We start from the raw sequence: 15,120 nt of genomic DNA, 5'->3' as shown, positions 1-15,120 counted from the left end.
GCCTAGAACGGCTCCTTGAAGATCGCCTGCTCGATGCGGTCCAGGAACGGCTGCCGCAGCTCGGCGAGCGTGAGCTTCGGCTGGATCCGGCTCACGTCGACGGCCGCGATCGGCTTCTGGATCCGGCCGGTGATCGTCACCTCGGCGAGGGTGATGACCCCGCGCTGCTTGCCCTTCTCCTGCGCGTCGGCCCGTCCGCCGTGGCCCAGGATCGCCAGCAGGACCGAACCCAGCGCCAGTGACCTGTACATGCTCATGGTGTCCCTCCCGTGTCGGTCGCGGCGTCCACCACGCCGCCGTCCGCCGCCGCGGCAGGGGGCGCGGGCGCCACCGGCTGCGCCGCGGCCGCCGCCGCCTCGAGCTCGCCTTGCTTGAGCTTGGCGCGGTTCAGGAGCTCCTCCGAGTCGTCGCGCTGGCCCTTGTTGCGCAGCTCCTGGAACTTCGTGAGCGACTGGATGGCCGCCGTCACCTGCTGCTTCGGCGTCATGCCGGGGACGCTGGGGGCGAACAGGTAGAGCAGGCCGAGATCGTAGTGGACCTGGGGCAGGTTCGGGTTGCGGGCGAGCACCCAGTCGAACTCGCGCTTCGCCTCGACGTAGCGCTCGAGCAGGCGGTAGGCGTCCCCGAGGTTGAGGTGCGCGGCGAGGTGCTCGGCGTCGAACCGGATGGCCCCCTCGAGGAGCGGCAGCGCCTCCTGGGCGTTGCCCGCCTCGAGCAGGAAGGTCGCGAGCTGCACCCGCGCCTCGACGAGGTCCGGGCGACGCGCCACCGCCTTGCGGAACTCCTCCATCGCCGCGGCGCGTTGCCCCTGCTCCCGGTAGATCAGGCCCCGGAGCAGCAGCGCCTCGGCGTTGTCCCTGTCGCGCGGCGGGTTCTCGCTGACCGGCTCGAACCCGTCCAGGATCGCCTGGAGCGCGTACAGCGCGAGGTCGAGGCGCCTGTTCCTGTAGTGGTCGCGCGCGATGATGACCATCGCCGGCCGGTAATCCGGGTTGATCTTCAGCGCCTCCTGCGCGAGCCGCTGGGCCGAGCCGGTGTCCCTCTGGAGCGACTCGATCTCGGCGAGCGTCGCGGTGATGGCCGCCGACTTCGGCACCTGGCCGCGCTTCTCGTTCAGGAGCCGCTCGGCCTCGCCGAGCTGGTCCTTCCTGGCGAGCAGCATCGCGTACGCGATGATGGCGGGCTCGTAGTCCGGCACGATCGTGAACGCCTGGCGGTAGCTCGCGCCCGCGCCGCTGTCGCGCAGCCGCTCCTGCACCACGCCGAGCGAGTAGAAGGCCTGGTGCGCGCGCGGGTCCGCCTGCGTCGCCTGCGAGAACAGGGCCCGCGCGCTGGCGAGGTCGCCGATCGCGAAGGCCTGCAGGCCGCTCTGGTAGAGCGCCGCCGCGCGGGCGTTCATGGCCGGATGCGCCCCCTGGGCGGGCTGATCGTACGGCCGCATCGAGCTCGGCGCGTCGCTCATGCCGTACGGCGCCAGGCCCGGCGGCGCGGCGGCGCCGGGCCCCGCGGGGTGGGTGGGCGCCCTGGGAGGCGGCGTCGCCTCGTCGCCGCAGGAGGCGGCGGCGAGCGGCGCCGCGAGGGCGAGCAGGGCGGCGAGGACGGCGTCAGGGAGGCGGCGCTTCATGGGACGACCGGCAGGGGCAGGGGGAGTCCGTCGGGCGCGAGCGGCGGGGTCATGCCGGGCCGCGTCCGGAGGAAGATGCCGTCCTTGTACTCGAACGGGCGCTTCGTCTCGGGGTCGATGACGCCCTGGCTCCACGCGCGCAGCTTGGCGTCGCCGAGGATGTCCGTGAAGAACGCGAGCCGCTGGATCGCGTGATCCACGGCCGGATTCCGGATCTTCCACGCCTTCGCCCAGACGACCGACTCGACGTAGAACTTGACCATCGCCTTGTCGGCGTCGTCGAGGAGCCGCTCGCGGGCGGCGCGCCACTGCTCGCGCCGGTTCTGGCGGAGCGCGTCGGCCGTCTCCTGGAGATCCTCGCGATCGCTCGTCTCGGCGAGCTTGAGCAGCCGCTCTTCCTTGTCGGTGTAGAGCCTGAGGCCCGGCGGACGAGCGTTGTAGAGGCCGGTCCGGCAGGAGTCGTAGAGCGAGCCCTGCCGCGCCCGCGCGGCCACCGACCAGGGCCGCGACTCGTAGGTGGTGATGACCTCCTGGAGCTCCTTCCAGTACCTGTCGTTGGCCTTGACGAGATCGGCCTCGAAGGCCTTCTTCACCCGGTCGATCACGCCCTCGTAGCGGTGGTGCCCCGTGTCGTAATCGAACTCGGCCTTGATTCGCTCATCGATGGCCTTGTAGGCGCACTCCGCGGCCATGTCGGCCTGCACCGACCCGAGGACCTTCGCCGTGTCGCCCGCGGCGGAGCGCCGGAACGCCGTGAACGCGTTCATGGTGTTCCTGCACCAGTCGCGCGCCTTCGGATCGCCGCCCGCGGCGCGCATCTTGGACGCGTGGTACGCCGCCTGGACGACATACCCGCTCGCGGCCGGGTTGTTCTTGTTGGCGGTGTAATACGCCTCCATCGACTGCATCGCCTTGTTGCGCGCGGCCCGGTTCGGGCCCTCGTCGGAGCCGCGCTCGTCCCAGGCCTTCATGTCCGCCGACGCGACCAGGAAATCGATGTCGGCCTTCTGCTCGGGGGGCGGGCTCAGGCTCATGAACGTGGCGCGCGATGCGGTCATTTTGTCGCGCTCACCGTTGTTCGCGTGGAGCAGCACCGCGTTCCGGGCCGCGTCCCGGCGCGCCGCCTGCTCGAACCGCGTGTTGCGCGCGATGGTGTCGTAGGTCTCGGCCGCGCTCCGGTAGTTGAAGAACAGGACGTACGCGGCGGAGAGCGCGTCGTACGCCTGCTTCAGGTACTTCACCCGCTCGGCATAGCGCTTCGGATCGGGGACCTTCGGGGGGGTCGCCTCCGGGTCGCCCTTCTCGAGCTTCGCCAGGTTCTCCTCGCTCCCGTACTCCTTGATGAACAGCGAGTACATGGCGATGGCCTGATCGTAGTCGCCGACCTGCTTGTAACAGTAGGCCCCGTTCATGGCGGCCTCCGGCGCCTCGTCGCGGGCCGGCGCCTTCTCGAGCGCGACCTTGTACAGCGCGGCCGCCTCGCGCCAGGCGGCGACGCGCTCCGGGCCGTCCGGCATCTTCTCGGCCTTCTCGAACGCCCGGGCAGCGTCGATGTAGTAGCCGCGCGAGATCGTCGGCCGGGCGATGTCGCCCTCCTTCAGCTTCTGCTCCTCGCTGACGGCGCAGCTCCGGGTGAGCGCCGCCTCGGCGAGCTTGCGGCTCTGCTCGACGTTGTTCTCGAGGTTCGACATCGTCGTGAGCCGCTCCCACGCCTTGTAGCCGAACTCCGTCTTGCCGCACTGCGCGTCGTAGATGGGCTCGAGCCGCCTGCGCGCCTCGGCGAACTGGCCGTAGAGGAAGTAGTAGTCGGCCGCCTGGAACGCGTACAGATCGATGTTCTTCGGGGCGTCGAGCGCGGGCGGGACGCGCTGGATGTACTCGTCGCGCGCGGTGACCGCGGCCTGCACCGGCCCGGGCAGCGGCTCGGCGACGACCCGCTGCTCGCTGCCCTCGCCGACGATCTTGACCTTCTCGCGCGGCTCGATGCCCTCGGCGCCGCCGGTCCGCTGGAACCGCTTGTGCTGGTCGAGGAGCGCCTGGTGGGCCGTGTCGACGACCATGTACGCTGCGGGCTGCAGGTACTTGTCGTCCTCGTTGGAGTCACGCACGCCGATCGCCGCGCGCCTCGCCGCGTCGACCTCCTGCGCCGTGGGCGAGCGATCCATCGCCACCGTGATGACGACCACCATGTGGAGCGCGTCGGCCAGCCAGTAGCGGCTCTCGTACGCGTCGGGGGCGTTCTCGTCCTGGCTCAGGTAGCCGGCCCAGCCCTGCGCGGCCAGGCGGTACTCGCCGAGCGCGCGCTCGAAGATCGGGTCGCGCGTCTCCTTCTCGTCGACGTTCAGCGCCTGCTGCACGAGGGCGCGCCCCGCGTTCGTGTGGTCGGCCGCGGCCCGCCGGAGCCCGCCGCGGACCAGCCGCTCGGCCGCCTGGATCGCCTCGGGGTCGTCCTTGTTGGCCTCGACCCACGGGGTCATCCCCACGTACTGGGCGAGCTTCGTGCGCGCCTCGAGCGCCTTCGCCGAGTTCAGCGCCCGCTCGGCCGTCCCCTCGCGCGACTGCGACGTGAGCGTGTCGTAAATGTCCGCGATCTGGTTCTGGACGACGGGCGCGTCGCGGTGCATCGGCCACTTCTGGAGGAGGATCTCGCTCACCTCGATCGTGTTCCGATACTGGTTGAGCTCCTTGAACTCCAGCGCGAGCGCCTTGTAGATCTCGACCGTCCACTTCTGATCTTGCGGGATCAGCCTCGGATCCTGGACACGCTCGATCGCGATCCGCATCTTCTGCTCCGCGATGCGGGGGTCGGTCTCGATATCGAGGACATCGTTCCTCGGGATGTAGGGCTCCTCCGGCCCGGGGCCGACGAAGTCCAGGTAGGTCAGCGAGCCAGCGATGTAGGTATACGCCTCCGCCCGGAAATCCGCGCCAGGATCCCCCGTCAGCTTCTCCTGCTCATCGGTGTAGCGGAGCAGCTCGATGAACTGGCGCACCGAGGTCTCGTAGCGCTGCTGCTTGAAGTACGTCCACGCGAGCTTGTACATCGCGACGCCGTGGACCGGGGGCTTCTTGTACTTGATCGACTGCCGGTATGCGGACTCGGCCCGGTTGTAGTTGAACGGGCCGCCGGCGCGGTCGATCTCGTTGAAGTGATAGTCGCCGATCTGCCACCAGACCTCGGCGATGTAGCGGGGCTCGGCGCCGAGCACCGTCTTCTGCGGGATCGGCTGGCACTCATCCGGGTAAGGATCGATGAAGGTCGTCTCGTCCTCGACGACGTCCGCATGCGCCCGCCCGGCCCGGCGCGCGGGCTGGCCCGCCCTGCCCGGCGTGGCGCCGATCGGCGTCGGATGGCGCGCCTCCCAGCCGGTCCAGTAATCGTCGTCGTGGTCCTGGGGGAGCTTGCCGACCGTGTCGCGCGTCGGGTCGTTCGGGTCGGGCTCGACCGGGTAGGGATACCTGTTGTGGCACACGAGCGAGCGCCACACCTGCTGCGCCTCCGGGAAGCGGGCCGAGTCGTTCAGCGCGTGGCCGAGGTAGTAATAGATCCCGGCGAGCTCGCGGTACTGCGGGAACTCGCGGATGACACGCTTGTAGAGCGCGATGGCCGGGAGCAGCGCCGCGCTGAGATCCTCGCTCGCGTCCGTGTCCGTGCGCGCGCGCTCCTCGTAGAGCGCGGCCAGGCGGAACATCGCGTCGGGGGTGTTCTCCGGGTGGGCGTTCGGGCCGCTGTAACGCTGGACGAACACCTCGAGGCGCCGGATCGCCTCTTCCCGGGCGTCGCGGAGCCCCTTCCTCTCCGTCTCGAGCTCCCGGTCGAGCGCCGAGAGGATGCGGCGGCGCCTGTCCTCGTAGTGGTGCTGGACGATGCGGGTGATGGCGCTCCGGTAATCGCGGGCCGCCTTCTCGTAGGCGGCCGCCTCCTTCTCGAGCGCGGCGAGCGCGGCGAGCTGCGCGGGCGTGGGAGGAGGAGGCGGCGGCGCCTGCTTGCGCCCCGTCGACACCGGCGGCGCGAAGGCGGGCACCTGCGGCGCAGGGGCGGCCCCGGCCGGCGCCGTGGCGCCCTGGGCCGTCGGCGCCGTGAGGGGCGCCGGCGCCGGCGCAGCCTGCGTCGCGGCAGGAGCGGCGGACGCCGCCGGCGCGGGCTGGCCGCCCGGCTGGGAGAGTGCGAGCGGCGTGACCGCGAGCACCAGGGCGAGGCTGGCCACCCCGAGCGCGCCGCGCGGGCGGCGGCGGCGCGGGCGGACGCCGCGCGGGCCGGGCGCGGCCCCTGATCCGAGCGACGGCGCCACGGCCCCCGCGCGCGGCGCCTCAGACGTCCGCGGCGCGCCCGCGCCGCCGTGCTCCTTGCTCACTTCTCATCCTCCGGATCGCCGCTGTCATCGAGGACCTCGTTGAGCTCCTCCCTGAGGACCCGATCCTCCCGGGCCCGCTCGACCTGCAGGCTGCGGACGCGCGTCATCTGCTCCTCGCGGACCTCCCACGCCTCCTCGGTGATGCCGACGTCGGCGCGCAGGATGATGTTCTTCAGCCTGTCGCGGACGAGGCCGAAGTTGCGCATCGCGACCTCGCCGACGACGAGGCGCGCCTCCCGGTCGAGCGCCTCGAGCTGCACCGAGTAGCCCACGACGTTCGCCGTCTCCCGGGCGACCGTCTGCCGGAGGCCCGCGGCCCTCTCGGCGACCTCCCCCTCGATGTCCCGGAGCGCCGCCTCGACCCGCGCGTCCGCGGCGTCGCCCGCGCGCAGCACGGGCGTGATCCGCCGCGCGTACTCCGCGAGATCCTGGCCGCCGGCGCCCGCCGCGGCCAGCTCGACCTCGCGCGTCAGCGCGTCGCGGTGGGCCCTGCGGACCTGCGCGTCCTCGATGAAGCGCTGATCGCCGAAGCCGACCTGGACCCGGCCCGCGCTGATCTGCTTGCGGAGCACCTCCGTCTGCTGGCGGTAGACCGCGAGGTCGCGCTCGTTCTGCGCGAGCTCGTGCTCGAACCGCGCGGTGCTCGCGGGATCCCGGACGACCCCCGCCTGCGGGCCCTCGCGGAGCACCCGCCTGAGGCCGTTGATCGTCGCCTGGAGCGTGTCCATCTGCAGCGTCAGCTGCTGCAGGCGCTGGGACTGCGTGTTCCACTGCTTGATCGCCTGCGCCTCGCGCTCCTGGAAGTCCGCGTCCGCGACGGGCACCTGGGAGAGGCGCCGCTCCAGCGCGCGCCGCCGCGCGCGCGCGCTGCCGATCTCGCCCGAGAGCGAGCCGTCCTCCACGTCGTCCATGCCCTGGCCGAGCGCGAGGCGCGCCAGCGCGACCCGGTTGAGCAGCGCGAGCGCCCGCTCCTCGCCGGCCTTGAGCTCCGGGAACGCGCGCACCCGGTTGGGCGAGGTGAGCACGGCGTTCAGCTTCTCGATCATCTCGTTCGACTGCTTGATCAGCTCGCGGCAGCGGTTGATGTCGTCGATCACCGCGAACGCCGCCGGGCCGTCCTCGGCCTCGCGCGCCCATTGCACCGCGAGCGGCGGGAGCGCGGAGGTCGTGTCCAGCGCCTCGATCTGCTCCTGGCTCAGCTTGTCGTAGTAGACCGCGGGATCGCTCGTCGCGCCGAGGAAGGCGTCGACGCGCGCGCGCATCGGGTCGTACGTGGCGCGGACCCCCTCGTACACCCTGAGCGACTTCTCGAAGCGGCCGGCGCGGAGCATCAGGTCGCCGCGGAGCAGCGAGCCGTCCGCGATGTTCTGGCTATCCGGCTCGGCGATGGCGAGGATCTCGAGCGACCGCTGGGCGCGGTCGACGTCGCCCAGGCGGACGTACACCCAGGCGAGCTCGTAGAGCATGGTCCCGAACTCGGGCGAGGCGCGGTCGATGTGGCCGTACGCCTGCACGGCCTGGGCCCACTGGTCGGCCTCGTAGAAGAGCCGCCCGATCGCGAGCCACGAGAGGTCGATGACGCGCCGGTGCTCCGGGGTGTCGGGCGGCAGCTGCGTCACCTTCTGGAACAGGTCGATGGCGGCGACGTAGCGCGTCTTGGGCACCGGGAGGGGCGCCTCGTCCTCCCTGGGCGGCTCCGGCGGGGGCGTCGCTTCCTTCACCGCGATCAGGGCGAGCAGGTATCTCGCCTGGTGGTAGTACTCGCTCCGCGGGTCGACCGCCCCGAGCGCGGCCTTCGCGCCGGCGAGGTCCTTCTTCACGTAGAGGCCCTTGCCGCGCGCGTACGAGAGGGCGCTCCCGGCCGCGGTGGGCGGGACGCCGTCCATCGACGCGAAGATGGCGTCGAGGGCGTCGTGGTCCTTGAGCCGGAGGCAGATGTCCACGAGCCGGCCGAGCGCCTTCTCCTGGTAGGCGGCGAACCGCGGCTCGGCGCCGCTCGCGACGATCCGCTGGAAGGCGCGGCGCGCCGAGAGGTACTGCTTCGAGCGGAAGTACGTCTCGCCGAGCAGCGTCAGCGCGTCGGGGAGGGCCGTCGGATGCTCGGGGTACTTCTCGACGACCTCGTTCAGCACGTTGGCCGCGCGCGCGTAGTCCCTGGAGCCCATCAGGAGGACGGCGTCCGCGATGCGCTGGGACGCGGTGCGCTCCTCGCCGCGCGATTTCTGGATGGCCGCCTGGATGGCGCCGAGCCCGGAGGCGACGCCGCGGATCTGCTGAGAGGCGCTCGTGTACGCGCGCTCGGAGTCCAGGGCCCACGCCTCGGAGGGGGCGGCGGTCGCGGCCGCGCCGAGCGTGAGCAAGCCAAGCAAGGCAGGGAGTACCCGCGATCCGGAGTCCCAGGTCATGGCGACTTGTCCTAACGAGCTCGATGCTACTTGCCACCCGCGGCGGCGGCCGGCTGCCCGGAGGTGTCCGAGAGGCCGCTCACGATCTTCTCGACGAAACGGACGGCGGGGCGCTCTTCGAGCGGGGTCGTGACCCCGCCCTTCTCGAACGCGACGGCCTGGAGGTTGATCGTCTTCCCCTCGACCGCGGTGAACGAGTGGCTGGAGCGCACCTCGAAGCGGTAGCCACGGAGATAGGAGAACACCCCGTAGCCGTTGCCCTGCAGGTTCACGAGCACCTGCAGCGTGTGGTCACCCGGCGGGACCGAACCGTTGAAGATCGGGATCTCGGCCTGCTCCGCGAGGGCGCCGGACTGATCGGTCTTGTTGTACTGGACGGCGCCGTCGAGCACGATGAGCACGCGGGTCACGCGGAACGCGCTTGACAGCTCGTTGTTGAACCGGATGGAGGCGCGCGAGCCGGCGCCGCCTCCGGAGAGGATGGTGTCGCTGAGGAGCGAGAGCCGCGTGTGGCTGCGGCGGATCTGCTCCTTGAGCTCGTCGATGCGCTGCTCCAGGTCCCGCAGCCGCACCGCGTACGTCGGCCCGTCCATCGCCGGCGCGGCGGCGGGCGCGGCCTTCGTCGTGGCCGGCGTGGCGGCGGGCGTGGCCGCGGCGCCGCCGGCGGGCGTGGCCGCGGCGCCCGTCGGGGCGGGCGCCGCGGAGGCGGCCGGCGCCGCGGAGGCGGCCGGCGCGCCCTGCGGGGCGGGCGCCGCGGACGCGGCGGGTGCATCGGCTTTGCCCGTCGCGCCGCCCGGGCTCTGGGCGAGGGCCGGCGTGACCATCAAGAACGAGGCCCCCACCCCCACTGCCAGCATCCTGATAAGTCGCATCGAAAGGCAACCTCGTGGTTTTACCCTCGTCGCAGAGGGGGGCGACCTCACGCCCGGTGCCCGGAGTCTAGTGGCGGCGGGCTTCGGAGCGCAACGACCTGGGCGAGCCCCCCGGCCCCGGTGGAGCGTTCCGTCGCTGCGCCGCAACGGCGGCGCGACATCGAGCAGCCGAAATCGTGCTGGTGCCCTGGCCCGGCGCACACCGTGGGGCGCCTATCCGGTCCGGCGGCGCGCTGTCCAGGAGCATTCCGTGCGGCCCAGGAGGGGTCCTCGCCCGGCCCCGCGCGCCCTGGCCGGCCCTCTCCGGGCGCCGCCGCAGGCTGCCTTCTCTGCTGCGGGCGAACCGCCGGCCCTCCCGCGGGCGAAGGGGGCTCGCTCGCTCGGGGGCTGATCCGCTAAGGTGCGCTTGTGTCAGGGGAAGGAGAGCTCCTCAGATCTTCGAGCCGCGCTGCGCGTCCGATCCGACATCGCGGTCGCCGCCACGAACCCGCCGCCGCTCGGGCCGCCAAGAGGACTGCGCACAGGCTCGGCCGCTCCGGGAGCTAGGATGGTCCCGATTTCTCGAGAGGAGGTCACCGACGAAGTCCTGATGATGCGCTTTCAGGGCGGTGATCGCGCCGCGTTTGCCGGGCTCGTCCGGCGGCACAAGACTGCGATCTACAACTTCATCCTGCGGCAGGTCCGCGGGCCGCAGGCCGCCGAGGATCTGGTGCAGGACGTGTTCGTGAAGATCGTGCAGAGCGCCTCCGACTTCAAGCATGAGGCCCGGTTCACCACCTGGGCGTACGCGATCGCGCGCAACGTCTGCATCGACCACCTGCGCAAGATGTCGCTCCGGCGCCACCCGTCGCTCGACCAGGGCTCCGGCGACGCCGGCGACGGGCCCACCCTCGGCGAGCGAACCGCGGATCAGGCCCCCCGGGCCGCGGTGGATCGGGCCGCGATCGGGACCGAGATGGGGCAGCTCATCCTCCGCGCGGTGGAGGGCCTCCCTCACGAGCAGCGGGAGGTCTTCCTGCTCCGGGAGATCGGGCGCGTCCCCTTCAAGGACATCGCCCAGATCGTCGGGGTGCCGGAGAACACGGTGAAGAGCCGCATGCGCTATGCGCTGGAGCGCCTCCAGGAGGCCCTCTCGGAGTACGAGGATTACGCGAGGGCGCTGCGCTAGCGCGCCGTGAGCGAGCTGCCTATGGACTGCGAACGATTCGATCAGCACGTGATGGACGCGCTCTACGACGAGCTCGACGAGCTGACGCATGCGGCCATGAAGCGGCACATGGAAAGCTGCGCCCGGTGCGCCTCGGCGTTCGCGGGGCTGCGCGCGACCCGCGACGTCGGCGCGCTCCCGCTCGAGGAGCCGGGCGAGGAGCTCGAGGCGCGGATCCTCGACGCGGTCGAGATCGCGCAGAAGAAGACGCCGTTCCGGCGCAAGGCGCTCCGCGCGCTGGCCTGGGCGGGCAGCCACGCGATGCGGCCGCAGCTGGCGATGGCGGCGCTCTTCGTGCTCGTCATCGGATCGAGCCTGCTGCTGCTCCGGCCCAAGTCGGGCGTGGCCCCCGTGCGGGTCACCGAGTGGGGCCGGCCTGCGTCGCCGCAGCTCGACCCGCCGAGCGACGCGCCACCGCCCGCGGCCGCCGCCCTCTCGGAGGACGGCGAGGGCCGGCGCGGGGCCGAGCAGAAGGCGCTCGAGGCGCCGAGGCCGCTCGAGGCGGCGAAGGAGAAGGGCGAGCGCGGGGCCGCGGAGCCGGAGGGCGGCGCGAGCGCCGCGCTCCGCGACGCACAGGCGGTGCAACGCAGGTCGGGGTGCGCCGCCGCGCTCGGCAAGCTCGACGAGGTCGGCACGCGGTATCCAGGCACGTCGGCCGCGTACGCCGCGATGTGGGAGGCGGCCCAGTGCCATCGGGCCGCCGGGGACGTCGCCAAGGCGCGCGCGCTGCTCCTCACGCTCCGTGCCGTGAGGGGCTACAGCGACCGCGCCGAACGCGCGCTCGACGGCCTCGATGCGAGCGCCGCGCGCGCGCAGGCCAAGAGCGCGGCCCCGGCGGGCGCGGGCTCCCTCGCGGCCCCTCAGCGCGCCATGGCGGCACCTGCAGCGCGCCCCGCCGCGCCGTCGGACGGGAGCGGCGCTCCGCAGGCGCCGGCCGCCGGCGCCGCCCCCGGGACCCAGCGCTCGCCGGAGCCGGCCGCGACGACCGACGCATCACGCTGACGCCGGCGCGGGGCAGGCGCGGGCCGCCGACCCGGGCCCGCGAACGGATGTGCCGCGCCGTGGGGGGCGCTGCCGTCAGTTGGATCTGCCCGGCGCGTCGCGGAGGTAGGCGATCGTCCTGATCGTATCGACGATGCGCTCGCGGTCGTCCGGCGTGAGATCGGCGAAACGGATCCCCATGCCCGGATTCGGGTTGTCGTGGAGGGGGCGCACCTCGTTGATCCACTGCACCGTGCCCTCGAGCACGTACGAGCCGTCGCTCCCGGGCGGCGAGAAGCGGAGCGTCAGCCGCGTGCCGATCGAGAGCGGCTGCGTCGTACGCACGAAGATGCCCATCTCCGAGATGTTCGTGATCGACGCATAGAGAAACGTGTCGTCGGTCTCGCAGTCCACGAGCCACGTGACGTCGATGCGCTCGGACGACCGTCGATTGAGCGAGTCCGGGGCGGGGGCGTCACACTCGACCTCCTCGCCGGTGTGATTCCCATCACCGTGGGCGCTGGCCTGCGCGCGAGCGGCCGACGCACCGCCCCGCGTGTCGGGCGGATGCTTCGAATCACCACGGCCCCCGGTCATGTTTCTGCGACTAGCCGCTTTCCGCACGCGTGTCGAGGGCGCTCGATGAGGACGGGCGCGCGCGCGCCGCCAGGGGCCCGAGCTCAGCAGCGAAAGCGCGCACGCCGCGTGCATCCGGTGAGCGTCCCGCGGGGGGCGGCTCACCGCACGCGAAGGACGCCGCCGCGGACGCGATCCTCGTGCGCGGGGCCGCGCGTCACCGGGAAGCGCGTCGCGCCGGCGAAGAAGCCGAAGTACAACGCGTAATCGCCCGGCGTGAAGTTGGGATCGAGCCGGATCTCGTGATCATCGACGAGGATGTCGCCCGGCTGCCACAGGCTCATCGGGTAACGCCCCTCGAGCACGGCATGATCGCCGTTGTAACGGCGCTGGAAGCCGTCGATGTGGACGAACATCTTCCAGTTTTCCGTGATCGGACGGTGAACGCGGAAATACGTCCGCAGACGGTAGACCCTCTGGGGGACCACGCTCGATACCTTCCGGCCGCCTTCGTCCGTCAGCTCCCAGCCGAGCACCTCCAGCTGGTCCTCGAACATCGCCTCGACCGGGTTCGCCGGAGCGGGGGGCTCATCGAGCACGACGCGGGCGAGCCAGCTCTCGTTCGGGCGGCCTCCGAGCTCGTTCGACGCCAGGAGGATCTGGCTCGATCGGCCGTCGAGCACGGGCAGGTTGCGCCGGTACCGAGCGCGGAAGAGGGCGTTCAGCCTGGGCAGCTCGCCGGCCTTCACGATGAGCCAGCGGCGCGCGGGGGGCGAGGGAGATCCGCCCGCGGCGTCCTCGCCCGCGGAGGCGGTGAGCCAGGCGAACGCCTCCGCGGCCTCGGAGAACGAGGTGACCGCGCCGCCCTGGTAGTAGGCCGCGGCGCGGCTCCGGACGCCCAGCGCCGCGAGCGGCTCGCCGGGCTTGCGCTGCGCCGCGTAGGACTCGAAGACCTCCTTCGGCGAGAGCTGGGCTGCGAGCGCCGGGTAATACCAGAAGCCCAGCACGGAGCCGGCGAGGAGGCCGGCGAGCAGCGTGCCGAGGGCGCGGGGCATGGCGGTGCGGGCGACGGCGAGGCGGAAGAGATCGCGCACCGCGATGAGCGCCGCGGGGCTCGCGGCGAGCAGCAGCGGCAGCGCCCACCAGGCGTTCATGCCGCCGGCGGCGACGCGGTCCGGCATGCGCGAGAGGGCGCCCCACCCGATGCGCTTGCCGACGAAGAGCATCGCGCCGAGGCCGACGAGCGCCGCCTCGAGGACGATCAGCAGGAAGAGCAGGTTGCCGCTCCAGACGCGGGCGAGCGCCGCGGCGCCGCCCTCGTACGTGCCCGCGAGGCGCCGCGCCCACGCCGCGAGGCCGCGGTCGAGCTGGCGCGGCTGCTCCTCGAACCAGGTGAGCGCCACGAGCCCCGCGAACGCGAGCAGGACCAGGCGCATCGCCGCGGCCGCCTCCTCCTCGAAGCTCTCCGGGAAGGCGGGCCTGTCCACGGAGAAGACGCTGAGCGCCCTGTCCGGCGAGAGGACGAGGTCGCGGTAGAGGACGAAGGCGAGCACGGCGCAGCCGACGGCGAGCGCCCGCGAGGCGGGCGCGCCGCGCTCGAGATCGCGGATCGCGAGCGCGGCGATCGCGGCGAGGAGCGCGGGGCCGCTGAACGGGAGCGCGCCGGCGTGCGGGCCGAGCAGCGCGAAGGCGCCGTAGGCGAGCGCGGAGGTGACGACGAGCGCGACGCGGACGGCGGCCTCGCGATCGAGCGCGAGGCCCGGCGCCGTCGCCCCCGCCGCGGCGTCGCCCTGCGGCGCGGAGGGGGCGCGGAAGATCCGGCCGACGGCGAACGGCAGGAAGGCGCTCCACGGGAAGAGCGCGTGCCCGAGCTGCCGCAGCGTGAGATCGAACGTGGACTCGACCGGCGGCTTCTCGAGGAGCGCCACGCCGAGGGCGCGGGGGAGCGGAGCGCCGGCGGTCGAGGAGGCGAGCACGAGGACGCCCTTCGCCGCCGCCGCGGCGCCGATCAGGAGCGCGGCGCCGCCCACGATGTCGCCGAGCGAGACCCGGGGGCGCGCCGGCTCGGGCCAGGCGCCGGACGTCCGCAGCACGAGCCACGTGAGGCCTGCGCCGAGCGCGGGCACGGCGACCCCGATCAGCAGGCCGCGGCTGAGGAAGCCGGCGGCGAGGCCGAGCGCGCCCACCGCGAGCCACGCGGCGGGCGCGAAGAGGGCGCCCCGCTGCGCCCGGGGCGCGCCCTCGACCAGCGCGCCGGTCAGCCCGCAGAACGCCATGGTGAGCGCGGCCATCGTGACGATGTCGCCGAGCATGGTGCGGGCCTGCATCACGTAGAGCGGCATGGTCACGAGCACCGCGACGCCGTACAGGCCGGCCCGGCGGTCGACGAGGCGCGCGAGGAGCTCGTGGAGCACGACCGCGCCAGCCAGCCCCCACAGCGCGAGCGGGAGGCGACCGGCCCAGTCGTGCAGGCCGAACAGCCGGAAGCCGAGCGCCATCGAGGTGAACCCGAGCTCGCCCATCCCGAGGTCGGTCAGGGTCGGCATCGCGGAGGCCGCGTCCGCGATCTCGAGGCCGCGCGCGCCGAAGGCGTGGATCGCGATCCGCCGGGCGAGGTCGGCGTTGTCGAGCTCGTAGGGATCCCAGATGCCGCTCTTGCCAAGGAAGGGCAGCAGCGCGACGGCCGAGAGCGCGAGGGCGGCGAGCCGCGCAAGACCACCCCCGGGGCGGGCTGCGGCGCCGGACCGGTCTGACGCCGGCGGCGCGGAGGACCGGTCCGAGGACGGCGGCGCGGCGGCCTCGGGCGAGCGTTCCTCGCGCGGCGGCGCCCCGCCGTGGGCCGGGGCCCCGCTCGCGTGCGGCTCGAGGATGGCGGGCGGGGCTCCGCGTTGCGGATCTCCTCGGTGGACGCTCGACATGCGAGGCATCCCCTTACCGCCTCCGCGCAGGATTGACCACGGATCGCAGGGAAGCGTTTGTAGCCCCCCTGGGCGTCTGCTATCGCGCGCGGCGTGGTGAAAGGCCGTCCCAAGAGCGCGCCCCAGGGCGCGAAAACGCGCCCGCGTGCGCCGAAGCCCTCCCCGGCTGCCCCCGGGCCCCG

The 15,120-nt window shown here is 72.9% G+C and carries 9 protein-coding genes; 2 read left to right on the top strand and 7 right to left on the bottom strand.

What is annotated here, in order from left to right; translation table 11 throughout:
• Positions 1–2 precede the first annotated feature (2 nt).
• The 5 genes from WMF31_RS10105 to WMF31_RS10085 all read right to left on the bottom strand — a co-directional run bounded on the left by WMF31_RS10105 (position 3) and on the right by WMF31_RS10085 (position 9,256).
• Positions 3–257 (bottom strand): hypothetical protein, encoded by a 255-nt coding sequence (locus WMF31_RS10105; RefSeq protein WP_436601729.1) that lies wholly within the window; start codon positions 255–257, stop codon positions 3–5.
• Positions 254–1,624 (bottom strand): tetratricopeptide repeat protein, encoded by a 1,371-nt coding sequence (locus WMF31_RS10100; protein WP_436601728.1) that lies wholly within the window; start codon positions 1,622–1,624, stop codon positions 254–256. Before WMF31_RS10100 ends, WMF31_RS10105 begins: the two co-directional genes overlap by 4 nt.
• Positions 1,621–5,979 carry a tetratricopeptide repeat protein gene (locus WMF31_RS10095; protein ID WP_436601727.1) on the bottom strand — a complete coding sequence of 1,453 codons (4,359 nt, stop codon included), beginning with the start codon at positions 5,977–5,979 and terminating at the stop codon, positions 1,621–1,623. Before WMF31_RS10095 ends, WMF31_RS10100 begins: the two co-directional genes overlap by 4 nt.
• Positions 5,976–8,348 (bottom strand): tetratricopeptide repeat protein, encoded by a 2,373-nt coding sequence (locus WMF31_RS10090; protein WP_436601726.1) that lies wholly within the window; start codon positions 8,346–8,348, stop codon positions 5,976–5,978. The genes WMF31_RS10095 and WMF31_RS10090 overlap by 4 nt, the downstream gene beginning before the upstream one ends.
• A gap of 62 nt (positions 8,349–8,410) precedes the next feature.
• The gene (locus tag WMF31_RS10085) at positions 8,411–9,256 is read right to left on the bottom strand and encodes a hypothetical protein (protein WP_436601725.1); all 846 of its coding nucleotides are present in this window, start codon (positions 9,254–9,256) and stop codon (positions 8,411–8,413) included.
• Positions 9,257–9,803: 547 nt separating this feature from the next.
• On the opposite strand from WMF31_RS10085, the gene WMF31_RS10080 reads away from it, so the two are divergent.
• Both WMF31_RS10080 and WMF31_RS10075 read left to right on the top strand, forming a co-directional pair.
• The gene (locus WMF31_RS10080) at positions 9,804–10,424 is read left to right on the top strand and encodes an RNA polymerase sigma factor (RefSeq protein WP_436601724.1); all 621 of its coding nucleotides are present in this window, start codon (positions 9,804–9,806) and stop codon (positions 10,422–10,424) included.
• Between the two features lie 6 nt (positions 10,425–10,430).
• A complete protein-coding gene (locus tag WMF31_RS10075; RefSeq protein WP_436601723.1) occupies positions 10,431–11,465 on the top strand; it encodes a zf-HC2 domain-containing protein in 1,035 nt (344 codons plus the stop codon).
• Positions 11,466–11,540: 75 nt separating this feature from the next.
• Here the strand turns inward: WMF31_RS10075 and WMF31_RS10070 are convergent, their stop codons facing one another.
• Positions 11,541–12,041: a TIGR02266 family protein gene (locus tag WMF31_RS10070; protein WP_436601722.1), complete on the bottom strand. Its 501-nt coding sequence runs from the start codon at positions 12,039–12,041 to the stop codon at positions 11,541–11,543.
• Between the two features lie 140 nt (positions 12,042–12,181).
• Positions 12,182–14,938, bottom strand: coding sequence for a glycosyltransferase family 39 protein (locus WMF31_RS10065; protein WP_436601721.1), 2,757 nt, complete (start codon positions 14,936–14,938; stop codon positions 12,182–12,184).
• Positions 14,939–15,120 lie beyond the last annotated feature (182 nt).

The sequence above is a fragment of the Sorangium sp. So ce1036 genome (genome assembly GCF_051369805.1).
GTDB lineage: Bacteria > Myxococcota_A > Polyangia > Polyangiales > Polyangiaceae > Sorangium > Sorangium cellulosum_F.
The sequence above is the reverse complement of the archived record's forward strand: the minus strand, read 5'-3'. Positions and strand labels throughout refer to the sequence as shown.

Bases quoted from the DNA above. Each gene is read 5' to 3' on its own strand.
- WMF31_RS10105 (WP_436601729.1), bottom strand. From the start codon at position 257: ATGAGCATGTACAGGTCACTGGCGCTGGGTTCGGTCCTGCTGGCGATC.
- WMF31_RS10100 (WP_436601728.1), bottom strand. From the start codon at position 1,624: ATGAAGCGCCGCCTCCCTGACGCCGTCCTCGCCGCCCTGCTCGCCCTC.
- WMF31_RS10085 (WP_436601725.1), bottom strand. From the start codon at position 9,256: ATGCGACTTATCAGGATGCTGGCAGTGGGGGTGGGGGCCTCGTTCTTG.
- WMF31_RS10080 (WP_436601724.1), top strand. From the start codon at position 9,804: ATGGTCCCGATTTCTCGAGAGGAGGTCACCGACGAAGTCCTGATGATG.
- WMF31_RS10070 (WP_436601722.1), bottom strand. From the start codon at position 12,041: ATGACCGGGGGCCGTGGTGATTCGAAGCATCCGCCCGACACGCGGGGC.
- WMF31_RS10065 (WP_436601721.1), bottom strand. From the start codon at position 14,938: ATGTCGAGCGTCCACCGAGGAGATCCGCAACGCGGAGCCCCGCCCGCC.